The organism is uncultured Gemella sp., from assembly GCF_963525165.1.
GTDB lineage: Bacteria > Bacillota > Bacilli > Staphylococcales > Gemellaceae > Gemella.
Map to the genome: position 1 here is coordinate 1 of NZ_CAURJN010000030.1, position 24292 is coordinate 24292.

19 protein-coding genes and 7 tRNA genes are annotated in these 24292 nt (G+C 31.4%); 3 read left to right on the top strand and 23 right to left on the bottom strand.

Translation table 11 applies throughout. The annotated features are described in order from the left end of the window. Window positions 1-100: 100 nt before the first annotated feature. The 6 genes from RWQ74_RS06685 to RWQ74_RS06710 form a co-directional block, all read right to left on the bottom strand. Window positions 101-748, bottom strand: coding sequence for an O-methyltransferase (locus RWQ74_RS06685; RefSeq protein ID WP_314397499.1), 648 nt, complete (start codon window positions 746-748; stop codon window positions 101-103). 279 nt (window positions 749-1027) lie between these two features. Continuing rightward, window positions 1028-2008 (bottom strand): phosphate acetyltransferase, encoded by a 981-nt coding sequence (gene pta / locus RWQ74_RS06690; RefSeq protein ID WP_314397500.1) that lies wholly within the window; start codon window positions 2006-2008, stop codon window positions 1028-1030. Window positions 2009-2020: 12 nt separating this feature from the next. Then, the gene (locus RWQ74_RS06695; protein WP_314397501.1) at window positions 2021-2188 is read right to left on the bottom strand and encodes a DNA-directed RNA polymerase subunit beta; all 168 of its coding nucleotides are present in this window, start codon (window positions 2186-2188) and stop codon (window positions 2021-2023) included. 9 nt (window positions 2189-2197) lie between these two features. After that, on the bottom strand, window positions 2198-3469 hold the full coding sequence (gene murA, locus RWQ74_RS06700) for a UDP-N-acetylglucosamine 1-carboxyvinyltransferase (protein WP_314397502.1): 1272 nt from the start codon (window positions 3467-3469) through the stop codon (window positions 2198-2200). A 325-nt stretch (window positions 3470-3794) separates the two neighbouring features. Continuing rightward, window positions 3795-8144, bottom strand: coding sequence for a PolC-type DNA polymerase III (locus RWQ74_RS06705; RefSeq protein WP_314397503.1), 4350 nt, complete (start codon window positions 8142-8144; stop codon window positions 3795-3797). A gap of 468 nt (window positions 8145-8612) precedes the next feature. Continuing rightward, window positions 8613-10313 (bottom strand): proline--tRNA ligase, encoded by a 1701-nt coding sequence (locus RWQ74_RS06710; RefSeq protein ID WP_314397504.1) that lies wholly within the window; start codon window positions 10311-10313, stop codon window positions 8613-8615. A gap of 246 nt (window positions 10314-10559) precedes the next feature. On the opposite strand from RWQ74_RS06710, the gene recU reads away from it, so the two are divergent. Both recU and RWQ74_RS06720 read left to right on the top strand, forming a co-directional pair. After that, entirely contained in the window at window positions 10560-11135 is a 576-nt protein-coding gene (gene recU, locus RWQ74_RS06715; RefSeq protein WP_314397505.1) for a Holliday junction resolvase RecU, read from the top strand. A gap of 78 nt (window positions 11136-11213) precedes the next feature. Then, window positions 11214-13307, top strand: coding sequence for a PBP1A family penicillin-binding protein (locus RWQ74_RS06720; RefSeq protein WP_314397507.1), 2094 nt, complete (start codon window positions 11214-11216; stop codon window positions 13305-13307). 43 nt (window positions 13308-13350) lie between these two features. Here the strand turns inward: RWQ74_RS06720 and RWQ74_RS06725 are convergent, their stop codons facing one another. The 10 genes from RWQ74_RS06725 to gshAB form a co-directional block, all read right to left on the bottom strand. Further along, window positions 13351-13566, bottom strand: coding sequence for a hypothetical protein (locus RWQ74_RS06725; protein ID WP_314397508.1), 216 nt, complete (start codon window positions 13564-13566; stop codon window positions 13351-13353). Window positions 13567-13606: 40 nt separating this feature from the next. Continuing rightward, entirely contained in the window at window positions 13607-13729 is a 123-nt protein-coding gene (locus tag RWQ74_RS08710) for an IS3 family transposase (RefSeq protein WP_399540745.1), read from the bottom strand. Beyond that, the gene (locus RWQ74_RS06730) at window positions 13717-13956 is read right to left on the bottom strand and encodes a hypothetical protein (protein ID WP_314397509.1); all 240 of its coding nucleotides are present in this window, start codon (window positions 13954-13956) and stop codon (window positions 13717-13719) included. The genes RWQ74_RS08710 and RWQ74_RS06730 overlap by 13 nt, the downstream gene beginning before the upstream one ends. Before the next feature lie 68 nt (window positions 13957-14024). Continuing rightward, on the bottom strand, window positions 14025-14324 hold the full coding sequence (locus RWQ74_RS06735; protein WP_314397510.1) for an IS3 family transposase: 300 nt from the start codon (window positions 14322-14324) through the stop codon (window positions 14025-14027). Between the two features lie 206 nt (window positions 14325-14530). Further along, window positions 14531-15814: an MFS transporter gene (locus tag RWQ74_RS06740; protein ID WP_314397511.1), complete on the bottom strand. Its 1284-nt coding sequence runs from the start codon at window positions 15812-15814 to the stop codon at window positions 14531-14533. A 318-nt stretch (window positions 15815-16132) separates the two neighbouring features. Then, on the bottom strand, window positions 16133-16501 hold the full coding sequence (locus tag RWQ74_RS06745) for a DUF956 family protein (protein WP_314397512.1): 369 nt from the start codon (window positions 16499-16501) through the stop codon (window positions 16133-16135). 81 nt (window positions 16502-16582) lie between these two features. Further along, complete coding sequence (locus RWQ74_RS06750; RefSeq protein WP_314397514.1) at window positions 16583-17506, bottom strand: PTS system mannose/fructose/sorbose family transporter subunit IID; 924 nt, start codon at window positions 17504-17506, stop codon at window positions 16583-16585. 16 nt (window positions 17507-17522) lie between these two features. Next, window positions 17523-18329, bottom strand: coding sequence for a PTS mannose/fructose/sorbose transporter subunit IIC (locus RWQ74_RS06755; RefSeq protein ID WP_314397515.1), 807 nt, complete (start codon window positions 18327-18329; stop codon window positions 17523-17525). A gap of 24 nt (window positions 18330-18353) precedes the next feature. Then, window positions 18354-19337 carry a mannose/fructose/sorbose PTS transporter subunit IIA gene (locus RWQ74_RS06760; protein WP_314397516.1) on the bottom strand — a complete coding sequence of 328 codons (984 nt, stop codon included), beginning with the start codon at window positions 19335-19337 and terminating at the stop codon, window positions 18354-18356. Between the two features lie 390 nt (window positions 19338-19727). After that, window positions 19728-21989 (bottom strand): bifunctional glutamate--cysteine ligase GshA/glutathione synthetase GshB, encoded by a 2262-nt coding sequence (gshAB, locus tag RWQ74_RS06765; RefSeq protein ID WP_314397518.1) that lies wholly within the window; start codon window positions 21987-21989, stop codon window positions 19728-19730. A 192-nt stretch (window positions 21990-22181) separates the two neighbouring features. Here gshAB and RWQ74_RS06770 point away from each other — a divergent pair, with 192 nt between their 5' ends. Further along, window positions 22182-23474, top strand: a complete 1293-nt coding sequence (locus tag RWQ74_RS06770) for a cytidine deaminase (protein ID WP_314397519.1) — start codon at window positions 22182-22184, stop codon at window positions 23472-23474. A 117-nt stretch (window positions 23475-23591) separates the two neighbouring features. On the opposite strand, the gene RWQ74_RS06775 is transcribed toward RWQ74_RS06770, so the two are convergent. The 7 genes from RWQ74_RS06775 to RWQ74_RS06805 all read right to left on the bottom strand — a co-directional run bounded on the left by RWQ74_RS06775 (window position 23592) and on the right by RWQ74_RS06805 (window position 24207). Next, window positions 23592-23663: transfer RNA gene (locus RWQ74_RS06775), tRNA-Glu, on the bottom strand. 42 nt (window positions 23664-23705) lie between these two features. Continuing rightward, window positions 23706-23778: transfer RNA gene (locus RWQ74_RS06780), tRNA-Lys, on the bottom strand. 1 nt (window position 23779) lies between these two features. Beyond that, window positions 23780-23855, bottom strand: a tRNA-Gln gene (locus tag RWQ74_RS06785). Window positions 23856-23868: 13 nt separating this feature from the next. After that, a tRNA-Tyr gene (locus tag RWQ74_RS06790) sits at window positions 23869-23952 on the bottom strand. A gap of 13 nt (window positions 23953-23965) precedes the next feature. Further along, window positions 23966-24041 (bottom strand) — tRNA-Val (locus RWQ74_RS06795). Window positions 24042-24048: 7 nt separating this feature from the next. Then, window positions 24049-24123 (bottom strand) — tRNA-Glu (locus RWQ74_RS06800). A gap of 7 nt (window positions 24124-24130) precedes the next feature. Beyond that, window positions 24131-24207, bottom strand: a tRNA-Asn gene (locus RWQ74_RS06805). Window positions 24208-24292 lie beyond the last annotated feature (85 nt).

The following is a 24292-nucleotide window of genomic DNA, read 5'->3' on the forward strand; positions in this document are numbered from 1 at the left end:
GTTCATAAATATGATCAATACTTTTCGGTGTTACAACTAACTCTACTGTCATTTTTTATCCTCTCTTAATAAAATATACTAACTTCACAGTTCTATAATTTTATTTTCTTGTTGTTATAGTTATCCCATCTCCAAATGGTAATATTACACTCTCATAATTTTCATGTTTTAATAACCATTCATTGTAATTATTAATTTTTCTAGAAAGTTGTTTTAAATCTCTACTGTGTTTAATAATACTTGGATCGGCAACCATTCCTTTGAATAACACATTGTCCGTAATAACTACGACATCCTCAGCAAAATATGGTTCATATAATTCAAAAAACTTTCTACTTTGACTCTTAGCACCATCGATGAATACTACATCATAAGGTGCATTTGTCACTACTTCATTTTTAAGTTCTAATGCATCTGCATGAAGTAATGTTATTTTATCAGTTAGATTTCTCTTTTCTATGTTATTTTTTGCCTGGTTATACATCTTATCATCACGCTCAATAGTTGTGACATTACATCCTATTTTTTCAGCTAATTTAATAGATGTATATCCAATTGCCGTTCCTATTTCTAACAAATTCTTAGCTTTCTTCACTTTAAGCATCTGAATTAAAAATCTTATTCCAATTTTATCAATAATTGGTACTCTATGCTCTTCGGCATATTTTTCTAATTCTAAATAAAATTCATCAAAATCTTCTAACAAATCTATAACATATAAATCATCTTTTGATTCTATCGCAACCATGTTTACCTCCATATTTATACATCATATTATGATACCATAAAAGTTGGTATAAATGCAATTATAAAGACTAATACACATAAAATATTAAAATAGACACGACACCAGTATATGTACATCAAACAATTTTATTTAACTAACTATAAAAGTTACATAATTTATCCATTAAATACATTTTATCTTAAATATAATCCTGATTTTCCATATATATACACACTTTAAATCTAATTAAGAACACTAAAAAAGAGATTAACCGAAGTTAACCTCTTTATAATTATAATACTATTTTTCTAAAGCTTGAACAGCTGTAATTAATGAAAGTTTGTATACATCTTCTGCATTACATCCACGAGATAGGTCGTTTACAGGAGCATTTAAACCTTGTAAGATTGGTCCTACAGCTTCAAATCCACCTAGACGTTGTGCAATTTTATACCCAATGTTTCCTGCTTCTAAGCTTGGGAATACAAATACATTAGCGTCCCCTTGTACTTTTGAATTAGGAGCTTTTAATTTAGCAACTGAAGGTACAACTGCAGCATCAAATTGTAATTCACCTTCTACCGCTAATTCAGGTGCATTTTCTTTAACTAATTTAGTAGCTTCTGCTACTTTTGTAGTATCTTCAGTAACGGCTGAACCTAAAGTAGAGAAACTTAACATTGCTACTTTTGGATCAACGTTAAAGCTTTTAGCTGTTCTTGCACTTTCAATTGCGATTTCAGCAAGCCCTTCTGCATCTAATGTTGGGTTAATCGCACAGTCAGCAAATACATAACGTTTGTCTTCTTTACTCATGATGAATGCACCACTTGTACGTTTTGTACCTGGTTTAGTTTTAATTATTTGTAATGCTGGACGAACAGTATCTCCAGTAGAATGAATTGCTCCAGATACCAATCCTTCAACTTCACCAGTGTATACTAACATAGTTCCGAAGTAGTTAACATCTTTTAATAATTCACGAGCTTTTTCTTCAGTTACTTTTCCTGCACGACGTTCTACAAACTTAGCAACTAATTCTTCTAATTTTTCGTAGTTTTCGTGGTCAATAACTTCTAAGTTAGAAGCATCTAAAGATAATCCTTTAGCAATCTCTTCTACTTTTTCTTTTTTCCCAACCAACACAGGTTTAACATAACTAGTAGCGCCTAATTTAACAGCCGCTTCTAATACACGCTCATCATATGCTTCTGGTAGTACGATACGCACATTTTTCCCTTCTAATTTTTGTTGAAGTTCTACAAATAAATCATTTGCCATCTTCATTTCCTCCTAATTGTATATAATATCTTTAATATGTGTTATTGGCTTTAAGCTTAAAGCATCAAATAAACTTCCCTTACCAAAAATTGTATAACCTAATAATAACCCGATATAAAATATAATTATCATTAGGGCTATATTTCGCAAATATCTTACTAATTTATCACTTGATTTCATAATAAATTCCTACTCATCTATTCTTTGAATATCTGCACCTAGTTTTCTCATTTTTTCTTCTATATCAACATATCCTCTATCAATATGGTAAACATTGATAACTTTAGTAGTTCCAGTCGCCATTAATCCTGCAATAACTAGTGCTGCCCCAGAACGTAAATCTGTGGCTTTTACTGTAGTTCCTTCTAAATGAGGTAAGCCCTCTATTAGTGAACTCCTACCTTCAATTCTAATTTTTGCATTCATTCTTCGTAATTCTTCAACATGCATGAATCTATTCTCGAAAACAGTCTCAGTAATTGTACTTGTACCATTCGCTAATAATGTTAATACACACATAATAGACTGCATATCTGTTAAGAATCCTGGATGAGGTAAAGTCTTAACATCTACAGGCCTTAAACTTTCTAGTTTATTACTTACACGCATAGAAGTTTCATCAACTACCTCAACTTTAACTCCCATTTCACGCATTTTACTAACTAGCGCTATATTATCTTTATAAGGTGCACCTTTAACTAGTACGTCCCCTTTAGTTGCTGCTGCTGCGATCATGTATGTAGCAGCTTCTACACGGTCAGGCATCACTGTATATTCAGCACCTACTAATTTATCTACACCTTCGATAACTAAAACAGAAGTACCTTTCCCTTCTATCTTAGCTCCCATCTTAATTAAGAAGTTAATCATGTCCTCAATTTCAGGCTCTTGGGCTGCATTAACAATCGTAGTTTTCCCTTTAGCTAAACAGCTTGCCATAATCACATTTTGAGTCCCTCCAACACTTGGGAAATCGAAGAAAATTGTTGTTCCTTCTAATTCTTTTTCTGCCCTTGCTTCTACAAAACCAGCATCTTGAATAATTGTTGCCCCTAACGCTTCAAAACCTTTTAAGTGTTGATCGATAGGTCTACTTCCAATTGAACATCCTCCAGGCATTGCTACTTTAGCACTTCCTTCACGTGCTAACATTGGTCCTAAAACTAAAAATGAAGCACGCATTTTACTAACAAATTCAAATGAAGCCTCTGTTAATAATGATTTTCTTGCATCCATTTCTAAAGTATTTTCTTCTGGTTTATAATCTACCTTTACTCCTAGACTTTCAAATAATAATGATATTGTTTTAATATCTGATAACTTAGGAACATTATAAAATTTACTCGTACCCTCTGTTGCTAATAAACCTGCAGCTAAAATTGGTAAAGCTGCATTCTTCGCACCAGAAACTTGTACTTCTCCTATTAAAGGTGTCCCACCTTTAACGACTATCTTTTCCAAGTTGTTTCCTCCATCTCTATATTTACATTTTATATCACATATAATACTACCACAAATTAAAAAATAAATAAAGTTTGAATAAATATTTTTAAAATTTATTTTATTAAGAAAGTATCCCTTTTCTATACATGAAATATAAAACTAGGTTTAAACAAATATTTAATATTATTTTTAAATTTTGATAATATTGAAATTAACTCGTATTTAAATACAAAATATTAAAATTATTCTGCAAGAATAGAAATAAATTACTACTATAAATTTTATATTTTTCTTGCAGAATAATCTCTAGATTTAAACTATTTTAATTGAGTACCCCTATCAGTTACAATTCATCAAAGAATGATAATTGTGCTTTTTCAGGAAGACCTTTTAATGTTCCCATTTCTCTTAAGTATTCTACTACCGTAGATGAAACACTTCCTCGTTTTGAGAAATCTTCAATTGATAAAAAGGCTTTTTCTTCTCTCGCTTGAACAATTTTGTTCGCTACGTTATCTCCAAGTCCAGGAACAATCGAAAACGGCGGAATTAACGTATTTCCTTCAATTATGTAATCATGACTTGCTGATTTTTCTAAATCAACTTTCGAGAATGTAAATCCTCTTTCCATCATCTCATTAGCAATTTCATAACTTACAAGAGCATCTTTATCTTTATTTGATAATTCATTTTTATCTGTTGTTTTTATTTCTTTTATTTTCGCCTTTAATGTTTCTGCTCCCTTAACAACTGTAATAATATCAAAGTCACTAGCTCTAACTGAGTAATATGCACAGTAGTATGTAAGTGGTTGATGTACTTTAAACCAAGCAATTCGAAGCGCCATAAGTACATATGCACAAGCATGAGCTTTAGGGAACATATACTTTATTTTTTTACATGAATCAATATACCATTCTGGTACATTATTATCTATCATCTCTTTTTCAAAGTCTTCCGTTAATCCTTTACCTTTCCTTACACTTTCCATTATTTTGAAAGATAAACCTTCTTCTAAACCGGCGTGAATTAAATATACCATAATGTCATCACGACATCCAATTACGTCTTTAAGTTCACAAGTACCATTTTTGATTAATTCTTGTGCATTACCTAACCAAACGTCCGTCCCATGAGACAATCCAGATATCTGAACTAATTCTGAGTATGTAGTTGGTTTAGTATCATCTAACATTTGAATAACAAAGTTCGTTCCAAATTCAGGAATACCAAATGTTCCACTAGCTGAATCTACTTGATCTCTTGTAACACCTAGTGCCTCAACTGTTGAGAAAATACCCATTACTTCGGGATCCGATACATCTATTGTTTTAGGATCAATACCTGATAAGTCTTGTAACTTTCTAATCATAGTCGGATCATCGTGTCCAAGTATATCGAATTTCAAAATATTATCGTGGATAGAGTGGAAATCGAAGTGAGTTGTTCGCCATGGACTCGTTTCATCATCAGCTGGGAATTGATATGGAGTAAAGTCAAAAATATCCATATCATTAGGGACTACTAGTATTCCTCCTGGGTGTTGACCAGTAGTTCTCTTAGAACCTTCACATCCCGCTGCAATACGTTCAATATCTATACTTCTTTTCTCTATTTCATTTTTCTCATAATAATCTCTAGTAAATGAATAAGCTGTCTTCTCAGCTACCGTCGAAATAGTTCCAGCACGATATACGTAATCTTCACCGAAAATTTCTTTCGTAAAGTTGTGAGCTGTTGCTTGATATTCACCAGAGAAGTTTAAATCTATATCAGGTACTTTATCTCCGTTAAACCCTAAGAATGTTTCGAAAGGAATATCTTGCCCATCTTTTGTCATCTTCACATCACAATGTGGACAATTTTTATTCGGAAGGTCAAACCCCGATGCGTATTCAGCATTCAAGAAGAATTCACTATGTTTACATTTCGGACAAACGTAATGTGGAGCTAGTGGATTCACCTCTGTAATTTCCATCATTGTAGCTACTAATGATGATCCTACCGATCCCCTTGATCCTACTAAGTATCCATCATCTAGTGATTTTTTTACAAGTTTATGTGAAATTAAATAAACCACACTGAATCCATTACCAATAATAGATGCAAGTTCCTTCTCTAATCTTTTTTCTACTATTTCCGGCAGCTCTTCACCGTATATTTTATGAGCCATATCATAACTTAAATTACGTACCTCATCAGCTGCCCCTTCAATATTCGGCGTATACAGTTTATCTTTTAACGGCACAACTAATTCAATCATATCGTTAATTTTATGCGTATTATCAATAACTAATTCTTCTCGTAATTGTTCGTCAAGATAAGAAAATTCTTTTAGCATCTCTTCTGTTGTTAAAAATGTAGCCATCGGTTTTAAATCACGCGCACCAGGATTACTTTTCACAGTCAATCTTAGTATTTGTCTGTAAACATGTTGATATTCATCTAAATAATAACAGTCTCCTGTCGCTACAACAATTTTTTCTTTTTTCTTTGCTAATTGAATTAATTTTTTCAGAATTTCTTCTAATTCAGCATTATCTGCTATTCTTTCATTTCTTATAAAATTAGCATAATGATGTTTAGGTTGAATCTCAATATAATCGTAAAAATCAATTATATCCTCAACCTTAGCTTCTTTTGAATTTAGCAATTCTTCAAATACTTCATTATCACCATTACCACTACCAATTAATAAATCTTCACGATATTGTTCTAATAAACTACGTGGTATCGTAGGTTTAGCGGAGTTCAAGTACTTAGTACAACTATATGAAACTAATCTGAATAAATCTTTAAGCCCTTTAGCATTCTTAACTAAAATCGAACAAGGGAATGTTCTTGAGCGTTTATGCGCAAGTTCTAAGTCAATTTTTTCATCAATTTCGTTATGATATTCAATACCAAGTTCATAAAGTTGATCTAGCATTTTTACAAAGATTTCTGCCGTAGCTTTAGTATCGTAAATCGCTCTGTGGTGTTGAACTAAACGAACTTTGTATAGTTTGGCTAAATTGCTAAGACCGTGTCTCTTTGCTTCTTTATTTTCAGCACGAGAGACGAATAATGTATCTATACTAGCGTTATTTTTATTCTCTAAACCTAGTCGTTCAAAACAAGTATCTAGAAATCCAAGATCAAACTTCGCATTGTGGGCTACTAATATATCATCTTCATCTATCCAATTATAAAAGTTAGTCATTACTTCTTTTTCTAACGGGGCATCCTTAACATCATCATTAGTAATACTAGTTAATCTTGTAATAAGTTCTGATATCGGTCTTTGCGGATTAATATAGCTTTCAAAACTATCTATTTCAGCTCCATTTTTCACCTTAACCGCAGCAATTTCGATTAATCTATCGCGCTCTGCAGAAAGACCTGTAGTCTCAACGTCGAATACGACATAGGTAGCATCTTTTAATTTAAGATTCTTTGGATTAGTTGTAGCAGTAATACTATCATCCATGATAAAGGCATTTAACCCATAGATTGGTTTAATATCCTTTCCTTTTGAACTTAAACAAATTTCAGGATATGCTTGAACACCATACGTATCTGTAAAAGCAATGGCTTCATGTCCCCAATCTATAGCTCGAGCTAAATATTCTTTTGCTGAAGAAATACCCTCAAGCTGACTCATTTTTGTATGCGTATTCAACTCAATTCGTTTACGCCCATTATAATTATCTTTTTTCTCTTCTTTATGAGCAACCTCAATAGACTTAGGTTCGATTATTGTGTCTCTTAAATAGGGATCATTACTTACGGCTCCATGAATTTTAAGCCATTGACCTTTCTTAATTCCCTTTACTAAGTCGATTAGTTCATTCTTACGTTTATTTTGAAATTTTAAATTAGGATTATTACCGAATAATCTTAGTATTATAGAATCACTATAATCTGTGAGTTTTAAACGATATTGACTTGAACCATTTCTATGAACTATCTCTTCAGTCCCAAAAACCTGAGCCATTATAGTTACATCTCCAGCATATCCAACAACATCCTTAATTTCTACAATGTCCTCATCACGAATTTCTTGACCATATCGAGTTCCACCACCACCTCCAAAGGCAACAAATTTCCTTTCAGGTTCTTTTGGTTTTCGTTCTGCTTCTTTTTTCTCTATTTTCTCTAACTTAACGATTTCCTGGGAAATTTTTTCTTCTTGACTCTCTAATACCGCTTCAACATCAGTTTTAAAAAAGTTAGGAATAATATCTTTAATTGCAATACCTAAATTTCCATAACTACTTATTATTTGCTGTTTTCGTTCATTAATAAAGTTATTCCAAATAGATGGAGCCATTATTTTCATAGTTAAAACACTATTGTTAACTTCAACTTCACTAAATAAAATGCTCTCCATTAAAACTTGAGAAATCTCTGAGAAATTTTCTAATATTATATATTTCCAAAATTCTTTTATTTGCTCATCCGTGACTTCAGCACTTACCTTCAAACGATAATTAACAATATAATCACCTAAGAAATTTTCTCTCAATTTCTGAATAAGTAATGTTAATTCTTCTACTGAAGGTAAACTTTCTCCACTAAAATTAAACGTCCAAATCTTATTTTTATTATCTTTTTCTATATTATCTAAAGAATAATTTTCAAATTTTGAATTGGATAACTGTTCTTCTAATTCTAATGTTTTAACTAATAAAGAAAAATGTTTATTACTCATGATTCCTCCTACTTTTTTGTATACCTTACTAGGTTTTTATCAATTTTTAAGTTTCTCTCTAATTTTATCGCTAAAGAGTAAAAATTAATTATCACAACAATTCTTATAACTTCCATTAAACATAAAAAATTCATTCATCTTAATTCTATTAAAGATAAAATGAATTAATTTTTCACACAGATTTTTAATGGGAGTAAATCAAAAATCGCGATTTCTTAAGAAACAAGATTTTATTGAGTTACCCTCACAAATTTTATTAAATATCTAAAAAAATTTTATAATACGCATTTAGATATCGATAAATCACTGCGTCTACGAGTTCTCATATGAACTTTGTTAAAATTTTAGGACTTTTGGACCAGCCCCATTACTCATAACTAAATTATACTAAAAATACCAACTAAAAACAAATGGTTATTTTCTTAACAACTATTTATTTTTAATTGGCATTCTTTAATTTAACTTATATTATTTATAAAATGCTTCTACTTTAGCTAGTACATCAGCTACTTGCGTATCAACTTTTTCTAAAGTTTGTCTTTCTTTAACTTCTACGATTCCTTCACCGGCTTTCTTCCCAACAACTACTTGTAATGGGATACCAATAAGGTCAGCATCGTTAAATTTAACACCAGCGCGTTCTGCTCTATCATCGTAAAGAACTTCATATCCTGCTGCTGTTAATTGAGCATATAACTCATCGCTAAGTTTAACTTGATCTTCTTTCTTAACATCAACACATACTAGGTGGACTTGGTATGGTGCTACTTCTTTTGGCCAAATGATACCTTTTTCATCATTATGTTGTTCGATAATCGCTGAAATACAACGAGTTACTCCAATACCATAACATCCCATGTAGAAGTGGTTTGCACGACCATTAGCATCTAAGTATGTAACATCCATAGCTTCTGAATATCCTTTGCCAAGTTCGAATACTTGTCCAACCTCGATACCTTTAGCAAATTTAACTGGTCCTGATAAGTCTTCTGCTAAATCACCTTCTTCAATCATACGAAGGTCATAGTGAGCATCGATTTCATAATCGTCTGGGTTTACGTTGATGTAGTGGAATCCTTTTTTGTTAGCTCCACAGCTGTGGTTATACATATATTTAATAGCATTATCACCAATTACTTTACAATTTTTAATACCAAATGGTCCCATGTAACCTGCTACACTTCCCATGACTTCTTCGATTTCTTGTTCAGTAGCCATTTCAACTTCAGAAGTTCCTGTAGCTTTCATAAACTTAATATCGTTAAGTTGATCATTACCGCGCATAAGAACTAAGTAAAACTCTCCATCAGCTTTTAAAGCTAATGCTTTCATGGCACGATTAACTTCTACACCACAAAATGCTGCAACATCATCGATTGATTGTTGATCTGGAGTTTCTAATAAACTACGTTCTTTTTTCTCAAAACCTGTAGGCATAGTGTAATTTTGTTCAACAACTGCTGCTGTTTCGATATTTGCTGAGTAGTCACTCTCTTCAGTATACACAATTGTGTCTTCCCCTACTTCAGCTAATGCTTGGAATTCATGAGTATAGCTTCCACCAATATTACCAGAATCAGCTTGTACTGCACGATACTTAAGTTCAAATCTATCAAAGATATTACTATATGCTTGATAATAATCATTATACGTTTCTCTTAATGACTCTGGTGAATCATGGAATGAGTAAGCATCTTTCATTATAAACTCTTTACAACGTAATAAACCTAAACGTGGACGAATTTCATCACGGAATTTAGTTTGGATTTGATATAAGTTCATAGGTAATTGTTTATATGATGTAACCATATTATTAACTGTTTGACTAATAATTTCTTCAGCTGTTGGACTTAATGCATATCCTGCATTTTTTCTGTCAGTTACACGAATAAGCTCGTCTCCCATCTTGTTCCAACGGCCAGATTTTTTCCAATATTCATCTGATTGTAAAATAGGCATTAAAAGTTCTGCAGCTCCAATTTTACTATGTTCTTCTCTAATTACTTTTTCAATTTTTTGAATTACACGAGTAGCCAAAGGAAGGTAAGTATAAACTCCCGCAGATACCTGCTTCACCATCCCCGCTTTAATAAGCAACTTATGACTAATTGCTTCTGCAGAGGACGGCACTTCTCTTGTTGTCGGAATAAATGTTTTTGATTGTCTCACAACAATACCACCTCTCATATTTAAAATTTCTATACTATTATACCATAAATTATAATATTTTTTTCAAAAAAATTATTTTTTACTAAGATAATACTAAAGAATAATAATCTTATTATTTCTCAAAGTGAATTATAACTTATGGAAAACTAACCTTTCTAAAATTATATCAATTTTTCAACTATTTGTATTTCAAATTTTACTTAGAATATAGTATAATAAATAAGATAATTATTTATGGAGGGATATATGTTTAATTATCCTAATAAGAAAAGTAATTTCATTCAAAAAACTAAGTATTCTAATCGAGGTATGGAACTCGAAGAAGATATTAACTTTGCGAATAAGTATTACTTAAATAATGACATTGCAGTTATTCATAAAAAACCTATTCCTATTCAAATAGTAGAAGTAAATTATCCTAATAGAGCGAGTGCTATGATTACTAAAGCATTCTACAAAACTCCGTCTACTACAGATTATAATGGACTTTGGAATGGGAGATATATTGATTTTGAAGCCAAAGAAACTAATTCGGCTACTTCATTTTCTTTGAATAATATTCATGAGCATCAAATAAAACATATGCAAAAAATTTTAAATCATGGTGGCATAACTTTTATTATCGTCAGGTTTAAAAAAATCGATAAAACATTTTTGCTACCATTTAAAAATTTTACATTCTTTTATGAACGTGCTCAAAATGGTGGAAGAAAATCAATAAAACTTAGTGAATTCGAGGAAACTGCATTTGAATTATCATTTAACTATAAAATAAGATTAGACTATTTAACTATTATAAAAAATAATGAAAGTGAGTTTTAGCAACAGATGAAATCTTTATTCAAATACATTAGTTCCATCTTTTTCACAATCTGCTTAGTATTATTCTTTATTGTTTTAATGCTATTTGCTCGTGAATTAAAAGATGTACCAGATATTACTCAAGCTAATTTACAAGATCCATTATCATCAGAAATTTATGATAAGAATCTTAACTTAATAGCTACGGTTGGAGCTGAAAAAAGGGAATATGTATCTATAAATGACATTCCAAAAAATATCACAGATGCTGTTCTTACTACAGAAGATTCAAGATTCCAATCTCATATCGGCTTAGATCCTATTCGCCTTATCAAAGCAGTACTTGTAAACATTCGTTCTAATTCTGCACAGCAGGGGGCAAGTACAATTACACAACAAGTAGTAAAAAATTCATTACTTACATCTGATAAATCTTTACAACGTAAAATTCAAGAAGCATATCTATCTCTTAAATTAGAAAATAGATATAGTAAAGATGATATATTAGAGATGTACATGAATAAAATTTACTATTCTGATGGACAATACGGAGTTAAAACTGCTGCTAAATACTTTTATAATAAAGAATTAAATCAATTATCACTTCCACAAGTTGCGCTTTTAACCGGAATGCCTCAACAACCAATTTTGTATAATCCTTACGATTATCCAAAACAAGCAAAAGAGCGTCGAGATACAGTATTATACGCACTTCTTAATAATGATAAAATTACAGAATCAGAGTATAATGATGCTATTAACACACCAATTATGGATGGGATAGTTGAAAAAACAAAAGAAGAACGTGCAAACCAACATACCTACAATCCTAAGTTCGCTGCTTACATAGATCAAATTACTAAAGAACTAAAAGAAAATCATAACTTTGAAAATATTAAAGATCCTCTTTCTATGGGGTTAAAAATATACACTAATTTAAATCCTGAATTACAAATATATGTTCAAAATATGTTAGATAATCAAAGTTCTCCAATGAAGCCTCACGCCTCTCAAGCTGCAATATCTGTTCTAGATACTAAAACAGGGCTTATTGAAGCAATCGGTGGTGGAAAAAATTATAAAGCAGGTGGCTATAACTTTGCTGTTGATGCCCGCGTCCAACCTGGTTCATCAATTAAACCTTTAATTGACTATGCTCCAGGGATTGAATACTATGGATGGGATTCTCAAACAACATTTTCAGATTCACCTTATCAAATTGCTGGAACTAATTTCTTTATCCAAAACTGGGATAGACTTTACCATGGAACAGTTTCTATGAGTAGAGCGTTATCTTGGTCTTATAATATTCCTGCTGTTCGTGCCTTTGAAACAGTTGGTTATGAAAGAGCAAAACATTTTGCAGAAAAACTTGATATACCTGTAACAAAAGACGAACCAACTACTGCCATTGGAGGTAACGTCGATGGCGTATCTACTCTACAAATGGCAGGTGCATTTGCATCTTTCGGTAATAAAGGATACTTCAATAAACCTTCAACAATAGTTAAAGTATTTAACGCAAATGGAAAAGAATTACCTAATATAAAAGAAGAACCTGTTAAAGCAATGTCAGAAGAAACTGCATATTTAATGACAAACATACTAAAAGGTGTACTTACTAGCAATGGTACTTCTCCAAACGGTAAAGTGGCTAACTTCGACATGGCAGGTAAGTCTGGATCTAGTACCTTTGATGAATCTGCTTTTTACAACCTTGGAATAGACGTTGTAAATTCTACAAAAGATAGTTGGATGATAGGGTATACTACTGACTATACTGTTTCCGTATGGCAGGGAGCTGATATGGTTGATTCAGCTGCAAAAGCACTGTCACCAGAACAAGCACAAACTACACAAGTTATAATGGCAGATGTTATGAAAAAGGTATCAGATAAGAAAGTACCTGCTGCATTCGAAAAACCAGCTGGTATTGAAACAAAAAATGGTGTTGAATATTCTAAAGAAAGAAATACAGAAACAGATCATATGTATGCCGGTACTGATAAAGATGCTGTTTATCAAGCTGCTATTGCACAAAAACAACGTGATAGCCGTTCAGCGCTTACAACAGTATTTAATTCATTAACTAACTCTACTTCCACAACAACTCAAAACCAAACAACTGGTAGAAATGCTACTAATAACATTACTAATACTAATAGACTTACTAATCAAAATACACGGCGTTAAAATAAAAAAGAATCGCGATACTTTATTTCGTGATTCTTTTTTATTATATATATTTCATGTACAAACTTTCACAAATTTCAAAATCTAGTTCATCATCTATATCAAAACTAAATACTTTCTCCATTTCAAAAACTTTTGTTCTACTAGTATAGAATGTTTTATCCTTCAAATATCTATTTTTACTAGAAATCCATATCGATACTGAGAAGCAGTTGTGGTATCCTGTGAGGAAAATGTGGTAGTGCCACTTTCCCCACATTAAAAACCACACCGATAGAGGCTCAGTGTAAAACAAATTTTTAATACTCATAAAACGCTAATTTTCTCTCGTTAGGAGTCATAAGACCTAATAAATAATGTAATCTTTTAAGATTATAAAATCCCTCAATGTACTCAAATAAAGAAAGTTTTAATTCTCCAATTGAGTGATAATTTTCCTATTACACTCCTCTTTCTTTAGATACTTAAAGAAAGACTCACAACAAGTATTATCGAAAGGATATCCTTTTTTAGAAAAAGATTGAACTACGTTAGATTTATCCAGAAGCTTTCTAAAGGGAGATGCTATATACTGAGTACCACGGTCAGAATGAAACATAAGACCAGTAGGACAATTTCTCTTATTATAAACGCCATTAAATGTACTCATAATAAGGTTAGAATCAGCTTTATTGGAAATTCTCTAGAAAATAAATCCATAATTATACACAAATAAAACTAAATACCATTTACTTTTATATAAGTAAAATCGCTAGCCCAAACCATATTAGGTTCAGGGGAATTAAATTTTTGTTTTAAGTAGTTATATAGCTTAGCATCCTCAGAGTTTTCTTTACTCGTTTTGATAAAAGGTTTAGAAGTAGACATAGTAGGGAGATTTAATTTTTGAATTAATCGATATACTCTTCCAACGCTAACTTTAATACCATAATCACGCTCCAAAATATGAGTAATTTTATATACACCAAGTCTCTTATCGTAGTATCCATGAATTTTTAAAATAATTCTAGAAATCATTTAATTTTCTTCAATTCTAGAGGGATAATATATCATATTTCTAATATACAACCTACTAATTTACTTTAATAGTATTGTATAATTTTTACTTAAAATTAAATTAACGTCTAAACACAATAATTCAATTTTAAGTATTCTAACTTATATAACATAATTTTAATTCAAAAAAATCTTTAGAGATATATTCTAACTCTAAAGATTTTCAATTATTTTTTAGGTCGCGTCTCTGGAAATGTGAATACAAAAATAATATACATTACACTTCCTAATAAATAGAATATTATTGATGATTTATATCCCAGGTGATTTAAAACTAAACTCCAAGTAAAGTTAAATAGTGTATAAATTGCATATCCAAAAGCCCAAAATATTCCAAACATTATTGTTAATCTTTGTGAATTCATATTTGGTAACTCATATGGAAGGTTTAAGTATACTGGATATTGTGAATACATGAAAAATCCTGATAAACTAAACATAGTATATGCTAATACAACATTAGTAGACACAAAACCTAATCCTAATGCCATGAATCCAATCATTAATACTCCATGAGTGATTAAAAAAGGTTTTCTTCTAAAGTTTAATTTTCTAGTAATCATTAAGCTAAATAAAGTTCCAATTATTCCACCAAGTGTTACAGTTAATATCATGAATTCTGGTTTAAAGCTAGCATTATGAGAATGCTCCGCTACTATCCTTGGTAATGATACTAATGGCATAACATATAGGAATAAAAAACCACCAAATCCTAATGAAAATACATAGATAAATTTATCTTTAAATCCATCGGCATAAGTATATTTCTTAACTTCTTTTTCATGCAATATTTCTTTTGATTCAATTAACAATTTATAAACAAAATAATTCGGATGTTTCCAAGTTATTGTTGGTTCAAAATCATGAGAGAAAATTAACCAACAGATAAATAAGATTATACTAAAAATACTAAACCCTATCATAGTATAACGCCAATCTTCTATAAAATGCTCTTTAAACAGTAAGAATAAGATAGCGACTAATGCTGCCCCAACATTATACGCTGCTGTAATAATTGCACTAGTCATTATTTTTTTGTCATTTGGTATAAATTTAGCTACAAAAGAATTTATGAACACGATAATCATTGATCCCCCAAATGCCATAATCATTCTAGAGAATGTATATAACAAGTAATTATGGGTGAAAATAGCAAAAAAAGAAAAACATAAACAAAATAATGCTAACATTGCAGCTTTCTTAGGATGTAACTTAATTAAAATAAACGCAGCAAGTAGATTAGCAATAATCCTCGCTATAGTTATAGTATAATTAACTACTTCTGATATTATAGGGGATACCTTTTCTCCATTAAAATAGTGATCTGTGATTTGTTTTGATAAGTTTGATCCTGCTACCCAGTTTGTAGCAAATACTACATATGCAGTAATTAGGATAGCAAACATTATAATTCCTTGTTTTCTTGTAGGTGAGTTTGCTGATAATTCCATTTATACATACCTCTTTTTATAATTTAGTAATACAACATTAAACTGTTATAATACTGATTTTCTTTTCAAGTATATTTTAATATAAAATATGTGAAAATACAAGAAAAACTTAGTTATTGCAATGCGTTTTCATATAATTATTTTCAAAAGAAAAAGGGAATGACTCAAAAATCGTGATTTCAGTGAAGTGCGATTTTATTGAATCATCCCCGCAAAGTTTGTTAAATATCTAAAAAGCTTTTATAAAGCAAATTTAAATATCAATAAATCACTGCGTCTATGAGTTCTCATATGAACTTTATTATAGGACTTTTGATCCTAATTTTTCTTTTTGAATAAATTTTTTAAAGATAATACTGGCTTATTCCTTACTATCTTATCATTTCCAATAAATTCTCTCATTTCTTTTAAACATTTTCCAGAATTTTTTACAATAAAGTTAAAACTCCCTGCACTTTTAGTATCTATAAAAAATCCTCTGATATATTTATCTCTAAAAAACATTTGAGCTCTAACTTTATCTATTTCTGTCCAAGGTATTTGAATATAATCTTCTGGATTTCTATGATTATAAAACTCAAAGGCCTTATCTCCTACCATTACATCTCCATGTTTATTACCAATTGATCCTGTAAGACAATTAGCTTTCGTCGTGTAAATCACTTTAGTATTCATCGACATCACCATAACTTACACCTCCTATAGATTTTCCATAATTAATTTTAAAAAGGAAGTTGAGACCATTTCGACTCAACTTCCTAAACTTTATTACATTACACCTATTCTGTGAGCAATTACACCTAAAGCGAATAATCCGAAGATTATTACTACTGGGCTTACCTTACGTTTTAATAACCACATACATACGAATGTTAATAATAACGCTGCAAATCCAGGAATAAGTTGGTTTAAGTTATCTTGTAATGTTATAACTTTTTCTGGTGTTAATGAGAATTTACCACTTGTTGCTTTTGTAACAATATCTTGTAATACTTCACCAGTAATGTGTGTGCCTTTTTCTGGGAAATGAATAAATGCTTTTTCATCTAACGGTACTTTAGAAACTACCAATGGGAAGCTGATGTTAGTCCAACGTTGAACTAAAATCCCCATTACGAACATACCAAGGATTGAAGCTCCTTTTGTAATTGTTTGTAAAATACCACCTGAAAGGTCACTTGTAATTTCAGAACCTTTTTTATAACCAAATTCTTGTGTATACCATAAAAATCCAATACGGATTAAGTTCCATGCGATAAAGAAGAATAATGGTGCAATAATTGAACCACCAGTTGCTAATGAAGCTGCGATAGCTCCAAGGATAGGACGAACTGTAAACCAGAATACTGGATCTCCAATACCTGCTAATGGTCCCATCATACCAACTTTAACACCTTGAATTGCTGCATCATCGATATCAGCTCCATTTGCTTTATCTTCTTCTAAAGCAAGTGTAACCCCTAGAATAGGTGCTGCAATATATGGGTGAGTGTTAAAGAACTCTAAGTGACGTTTTAATGCTAAAGTAGCATCTTCTTTATTTGGATATAATTTTTTAAGCGCTGGGATTAAAGCAAATGCCCAACCACCATTTTGCATACGTTCATAGTTCCATGAACCTTGAAGGAACTGAGAACGTAACATAACGCTACGACGATCTTTTTTACTTAATGTAATTTTTTTCTCTGACATTTGTAGTTCCTCCTTATTAATAATCATTTAAGATATCGCCTAGTGGATCTCCAGATGAAGTATTTCCACCACCGCCACCTTTATTTTTAGAAAGGTTTAGGTAAATAATAGCTAAACATAATCCGATGATACCAGTTGCGATTAATGTTAATTGGCTAATTGGTGCTAATGCAAATCCTAAGAAGAAGAACGGCCATACTTCTTTTGTTGCCATTAAGTTAATAACCATTGCGAAACCAACTGCAACTACCATTCCTCCACCGATTGCCATACCTTCTGTGAACCATTTCGGTAATGATTCAAGGGCTTTTTGAACTACTGATGATGGAATGAACATTAATAATCCCGCTGGAATAGCAACACGTAATCCTTGAGTTGCAAGTGCTACGTAGTGCCAGAATTCAACTCCACGGAAGTTACCGTGTTCTGCCGCGCGGTCAGCTTGGTGAACAATAACTACTGATAGTGTACGAACAACCATTGTAAGTACAAGACCAACTGTAGCTAATGTAACAGCTGTTGCAATAGCAATAATACGTCCTTCAGCTGAGAAATCTCCAGCTTTAATAAAAATAATAGCAGATGCTACTGATGCTAACGCTGCATCTGGAGCAACCGCTGCCCCAATATTAGCCCATCCAAGTGCTAATAATTGAAGAGCCCCACCTAAAATAATACCTTCTGATAAATGTCCTGTTGCTAAACCGATTAATGAACAAGCAATAATTGGTTGATGGAATTGGAATTGGTCTAAGATACTTTCCATACCAGCTAATAACGCAACAATTAGGACTAATATAACTGTTAGAATACTAAATTCCATAGTGTCCTCCTAATTTCTATTAAATTATAATTTTAAACCTTCACTTGATTTAGCTTCAATAAGTTTGAATAAATCTGATGGAGAATCGTTAGATACTTTACGAACATCAAATTTAACACCTAAATCACGAAGTTTTTTGTATACTTCTACATCTTCTTGATCTAATGATAATACGTTGTTAATTTGAACTTTACCAACTGAGTGAGCCATAGATCCGATATTTAATTCTGGAATCTCTACTCCTTTTTCAATTACTGCAAGTGCATCTTGTGGTGTTTCAAATAATAATAACGCTTTTGTATCACCAAATCTTGGATCGTTATAAACTTGAACAAGTTTATCTAATGGAATTACGTGTGCGCGTACTCCTGGAGGAGCTGCTTGCTCAATAAGTTTTTTACGTAATTCATCTTTTGATACTGAATCTGAAACTACAATAATTCTATTTGGATGAGTTGCTTTTGTCCAGTTTGTAGCAACTTGTCCATGTAGTAGACGAGTATCTATACGGGCTAATACAAATTCTATTTTCCCGTTTCCTAATACTGTACCTTCAGGAATTTCTCCTTGAGGTGCAGCTTGTGTACTTTCAGCTACTTCTGCTTTTGGTTGTAGTTCTTCAGGGCGAACTTTAACTCCATCAATAGCTGTTGGTGTGATTGCTTTTGCAATCTCGTGAGCTGTTGTCATAGTGAATCTACTAGCATATGCTTCGATAAGCATTGGTAAGTTTAATCCTGCTACAATTGCTCTCTTCTCTGGTGCTTCTTCAAATAACTTGTTAGCTTGGTTAAATGGACTTCCACCCCAAAGATCGACAAGGAAAAGAATTTCTTCAGAATCTACTTTAGCAATAGCTTCTTGAAGTTTTCTTTGCAAGTCTTCTGGTCCTTCACTCGGCATAAATACAACTGCTTCTACTTTTTCTTGTTCACCAAAAATCATAGAACCTGATTGTTTAATTCCTGCAGCAAATTCACCGTGACTCGCGATGATAATTCCTACCATCTTAGTACCTCCTTTTATTTAATTCTTATTTATTATGACGTGTATACCTTTGCATACAGATAGATTATATCATTTATTATTTTTTTTGTAAATGTTTTAGTTTCTTACTTCACAAACAATGCAATCGATTTCTATCTTTTTGTTTTAAATGTGTTTTATATATTTTTTTACGATAAATATATAAAACAGTTTAATTAACTTATGTAAGGCGAATTTTATTATATTTCTCTTGTTCGTTATCTTAATTTTTATTTTTAAAAATATAATATGAAAATATTTTTTTCATACTTTCATAAGATTGCAATTGTTTTTTTATTAAATAGTACAGTAAAAAATAATAACGTAACAGTCGATTGACACGTTACGTTATTATGTTGTCATTTAAATAATTTACTTTATATTCTTTTCTGGAAATAACATTTTTAGTACATTTAGCGATAATCTTCTAGATTTACCTGAATGTGGGTAAATATGCATCATCATCATAGGATTAAAATTGGCTTCGATAACTCCATAATTAGTTGTACTAACTTCTTCTTTTATATCTGAAATTATTAAATCTACACCACAAACCTTAGCCATCATAGCATCCGATATTCGAACAGCTAACTCTTTATAGCTATCATGAACCTCATCAGTCATATCCACAGAGTCTCCTCCTGTACTGATATTTGAATTTTCTCTAAGATATGCTACTTCATTCACAGCTAATATAGAATCAAAATTTAACCCTTGTTCAGATAATTGAAGTTTTTCGATTTCTCCAAGTTCAATTTTTTTCAGAGGAGTTTTCTTTGCATCTCCTCTTAGTGAATCCGAATTTTTTTGTTCAACCAATTCTCTTATTGTATGTTTACCATCACCTACAACATTTGCAGGTACTCTTAATAATACAGCTTCGGTTTTTCCTTCAATAACAAAGAATCTATATTCTGTTCCCTCAATAAACTCTTCAATAAGTATATCTTTATCTTCTTTAAGGGCAAACTCTATAGCCTTAGAATAGTTTTCTACTGAACTCGTCCCTTTTTTAAAAATAGTTATTCCTAATCCAAAATTAGTACTCTTTGGTTTTATTACAATTGGTTTGTTTTTTATATAATTAAACTTTTGTAATGCTTCTTCTAAACTAGAAACCTCATATCCCTTTGGAACTCTGAGCCCTTTTTCTGCTAATACTTTTTTAGTAACAACCTTGTTTTCCATAATCAACGGAGAAATATAACTATCTTTACTTGTCATATTTCCATTCTTTACATATTCTACATGTTCACTACTTTCTAAACGAATAAATTGATCATTTTCATCAATAACAGTAACTTTAATACCATTTTTAATTGCATCTTCAATTACAGCTTGAGTAGAAAGTTCCATATTAGAATACGCACTTAGTGAATAATACTCTCTCAATGCATCTTCTTTATACATTTTTGCTAGTTTCATCCCTACTTTGGCCATATCATTTTCTTTTTGATATTCTTTTAAAAGTCTAGCTCCTATTGTAAGTTCAGGATTTTTTAATTGCTCAATCTTTTCATTTATTAAATCGATATCACTATCTAGCAAACCTACTTCTCTTACTAAGTCTTTCATTTGATTTAATAGCCATAATCCCTCTTCTGCGTACTTAACTTTTTCCATTGGATGCGCAAGAGCTACATTCTCACTATATTCATACCCTAAAGATTCAGAAGTATTTTTATCCTCTTCTTCTAACCAAACTAGAGTTTTTATGAATAAATGGACAAATCTAATATCTTTTTCTAAAATTCCAAATGGTGCAAATGGGTTTAAATCAAATAATCTAAATTCAATATACTTAATTCCTTGATCTGGGAATTTTTTGATAGTATCTGCACCTCTAAAACGAACACTAGAGTAAAATTCTTTTTCGGCTATTAATTGTTTATTTTCTACATATCCTGTTATATCTTTAATATATCTTTCTAACGAACTATATGATACTTTAATATCCTCTTCATTTACATAACCATATCTACTAGTTCTTAAACTTCTTACAAAATCAGTTGGTTTTATACCATCTGTAAAATATTTATCCTCTGCTAATGGAGAAGCTCCAAAAAGATAAATTAAAAGCCATTGATATCTTAAAAATTGTCTGGCAAGTTTCAAATAAACATTGTTTTTCACATTTACTATATCCTTGCCAGTAATTTCTGCAATTTTCTCCATTAACATATCGTCTAGTTGAAAATTATAATGTATACCTGATACCATTTGTTTATATTTACCGTATTTTTTTACTAAATATTCTCTATATTCTATGTCAAATTGCTTTTCGAATTGTGCAACTCTTATATCTTCTTCATTAGGTAGTATAGCAGGTACACTTAAAGGCCAAATATATTCATCTTTTGGTAGGTTTTTTAAAGTTACTTCATGAATAGCATTTAAAATCCTTAAAACATCTTTTTCATTATTTTCTGGTGTTGTTATCAACTCAACTTGTGATTCAGCAAAATCAGTCTGAATGTATGGATGCTCGTGTCTTACTCCAAATATTTTTGGGTGATCAGTTTTAGTTATTTTCCCATTTTCTAAAACACGTTGTCCTTCTTTTTCTATACCAATTTTCACATTAGCAAATAATTCTTCTAAATTATTATTTTTTATTATATCTTTAATTATCATATTACATCACTCTCTACAAACAGTATAGTTATCTTCTATCTTATCATAAATATACAATTAATAATAGAAATTGAACTCAATTCACAGTGAAATTCTGTTACTCTCTTACAATATTCTTATATATATGTTATAATCAAATTACACTTAAGAAAGGGGATAAATACGATTTACTATCGTATTTCTAAATTTTTTATGATTAAATTAATAGCTAGTGATATGGATGGAACTTTATTAAATCATAACCATAAAATTCCTAAAGAAAATGTAAAACTTATTAATTTTGCTAAAAATCAAGGAATAGAATTTGTAGTAGCAACAGGGAGAGCCTATTATGAAGCTTTACCTGCATTAAATGAAGAAAATATTAGTTGTGATGTAATTAGTTTTAATGGTGGTATCGTCTATGATAAAAATGGAAATATCATCAGTATTACCCCAATGGTAACCAAAGATTTATATTATACAATTGAAATATTAAAAAGTTTTGATATAAGTTATCAACTTTATACAAAAAATACTATATATACTAGAAGTATAGAAACTGATATAAACGCTTATATAGATTTAATTAGGTCTAATGGATATGAACCAGATGTTGAGCATTTACGTGCAGAAGCACAACAAAAACTAGACTTGGGATATATTACTGAGGTTGATAATATAGAATTATACCTTAACGAAGAAGAAAATCCTCCAATCAAAATAATAGCAATATCTAATGATATATCAAAACTAAAAAATGCTACCAAACTATTATCAGAAAATACTAATATAAGTGTTACATCATCTGGTGCGAATAATATAGAAATAATGCATAAGAATACTACTAAAGGCGAAGCCTTAAAAGAAATAGCTAAAATCTATGGAATTAACTTAGAAAATACCTTAGCTATTGGAGATAATCTCAATGATCAAGCAATGCTAGGTATTGTCGGATATAGCGTTGCTATGAAAAATGGTAATACAATATTAAAAGAACAAGCAAAATACGTAACAGAAAAAACAAATTCTGAAGGCGGTGTTGCAGATACAATATTCAAATTAATAGAACAAAACAATGAAATTAAAGAAGATATAAATGAAGTATTAGTAAAAGCAGCAATCGATGCAACAAAATATGCTTACGTTCCCTACTCTAATTTTAAAGTTGGTGCAGCAATATTAGCTGAAAATGGAAAAATCTATACTGGTTGCAATATTGAAAATGCTAGTTATTCTCCAACAAACTGTGCAGAAAGAACAGCAATTTTTAAAGCGGTAAGTGAAGGAGTTACAAAATTCAAAAAAATCGCAGTAGTAGGTGGTCCTAACGGTAATTTAGAAAATTATTGTCCTCCTTGTGGAGTTTGTCGACAAGTAATTTCTGAATTTGCAGATGAAGATTTTGAATTAATCTTAGGGACTTCAGAGAATACCTATGCTATATATAACTTTTTTGAAGAAGTATTACCACTAAGTTTTACAGCAAAAGAACTAAAAAAATAAAGTTAAATGGTCATTAGAAATATAAATTCTAATGACCATCCTTTATATAGTCTACTACTTTCAATTCTACAATTTAAATAAAAAAAGTCGTAACAAAAAGTTACGACTAGGTTAAGATGACCCGTACGGGATTCGAACCCGTGTTACCGCCGTGAAAGGGCGGTGTCTTAACCACTTGACCAACGGGCCAAAAATATAAAAGGCTAAATAATTAGCCTTTTATTCAATTAATGAGCCATGAAGGACTCGAACCTTCGACCCTTTGATTAAAAGTCAAATGCTCTACCAACTGAGCTAATGGCTCATGGCTGGGATACCTGGATTCGAACCAGGGGAATGACGGAGTCAAAGTCCGTTGCCTTACCGCTTGGCTATATCCCAATAATATAAAGAATGGTGGGAAGAAGTGGATTCGAACCACTGAACCCGAAGGAGCGGATTTACAGTCCGCCGCGTTTAGCCTCTTCGCTATCTTCCCGGCTTATTAAAAATGGTGGAGGTTAACGGGATCGAACCGCTGACCCCTTGCTTGTAAGGCAAGTGCTCTCCCAGCTGAGCTAAACCTCCGTTCAAATGGTGACCCGTACGGGATTCGAACCCGTGTTACCGCCGTGAAAGGGCGGTGTCTTAACCACTTGACCAACGGGCCAAAAAAATGGCTCCACAGGCAGGACTCGAACCTGCGACCCTCTGATTAACAGTCAGATGCTACTACCAACTGAGCTACTGTGGAATAATAAGTCTAATGCTTTAGCACTAGACCTCAAAAGCCTGGCAACGTTCTAGTCTCACAGGGCGTAAGCCCAACTACATTCGAC

Excerpts from the sequence above, each read along its gene's own strand:
- RWQ74_RS06705 (WP_314397503.1), bottom strand. The coding sequence starts at position 8,144 with ATGAGTAATAAACATTTTTCTTTATTAGTTAAAACATTAGAATTAGAA.
- RWQ74_RS06685 (WP_314397499.1), bottom strand. The coding sequence starts at position 748 with ATGGTTGCGATAGAATCAAAAGATGATTTATATGTTATAGATTTGTTA.
- RWQ74_RS06760 (WP_314397516.1), bottom strand. The coding sequence starts at position 19,337 with ATGGTAGGAATTATCATCGCGAGTCACGGTGAATTTGCTGCAGGAATT.
- RWQ74_RS06720 (WP_314397507.1), top strand. The coding sequence starts at position 11,214 with ATGCTATTTGCTCGTGAATTAAAAGATGTACCAGATATTACTCAAGCT.
- RWQ74_RS06740 (WP_314397511.1), bottom strand. The coding sequence starts at position 15,814 with ATGGAATTATCAGCAAACTCACCTACAAGAAAACAAGGAATTATAATG.
- RWQ74_RS06730 (WP_314397509.1), bottom strand. The coding sequence starts at position 13,956 with ATGAGTACATTTAATGGCGTTTATAATAAGAGAAATTGTCCTACTGGT.
- RWQ74_RS06695 (WP_314397501.1), bottom strand. The coding sequence starts at position 2,188 with ATGAAATCAAGTGATAAATTAGTAAGATATTTGCGAAATATAGCCCTA.
- pta (WP_314397500.1), bottom strand. The coding sequence starts at position 2,008 with ATGGCAAATGATTTATTTGTAGAACTTCAACAAAAATTAGAAGGGAAA.
- RWQ74_RS06755 (WP_314397515.1), bottom strand. The coding sequence starts at position 18,329 with ATGGAATTTAGTATTCTAACAGTTATATTAGTCCTAATTGTTGCGTTA.
- RWQ74_RS06750 (WP_314397514.1), bottom strand. The coding sequence starts at position 17,506 with ATGTCAGAGAAAAAAATTACATTAAGTAAAAAAGATCGTCGTAGCGTT.
- recU (WP_314397505.1), top strand. The coding sequence starts at position 10,560 with ATGTTTAATTATCCTAATAAGAAAAGTAATTTCATTCAAAAAACTAAG.
- RWQ74_RS06770 (WP_314397519.1), top strand. The coding sequence starts at position 22,182 with ATGATTAAATTAATAGCTAGTGATATGGATGGAACTTTATTAAATCAT.
- gshAB (WP_314397518.1), bottom strand. The coding sequence starts at position 21,989 with ATGATAATTAAAGATATAATAAAAAATAATAATTTAGAAGAATTATTT.
- RWQ74_RS06725 (WP_314397508.1), bottom strand. The coding sequence starts at position 13,566 with ATGTGGGGAAAGTGGCACTACCACATTTTCCTCACAGGATACCACAAC.
- RWQ74_RS06745 (WP_314397512.1), bottom strand. The coding sequence starts at position 16,501 with ATGGTGATGTCGATGAATACTAAAGTGATTTACACGACGAAAGCTAAT.
- RWQ74_RS06735 (WP_314397510.1), bottom strand. The coding sequence starts at position 14,324 with ATGATTTCTAGAATTATTTTAAAAATTCATGGATACTACGATAAGAGA.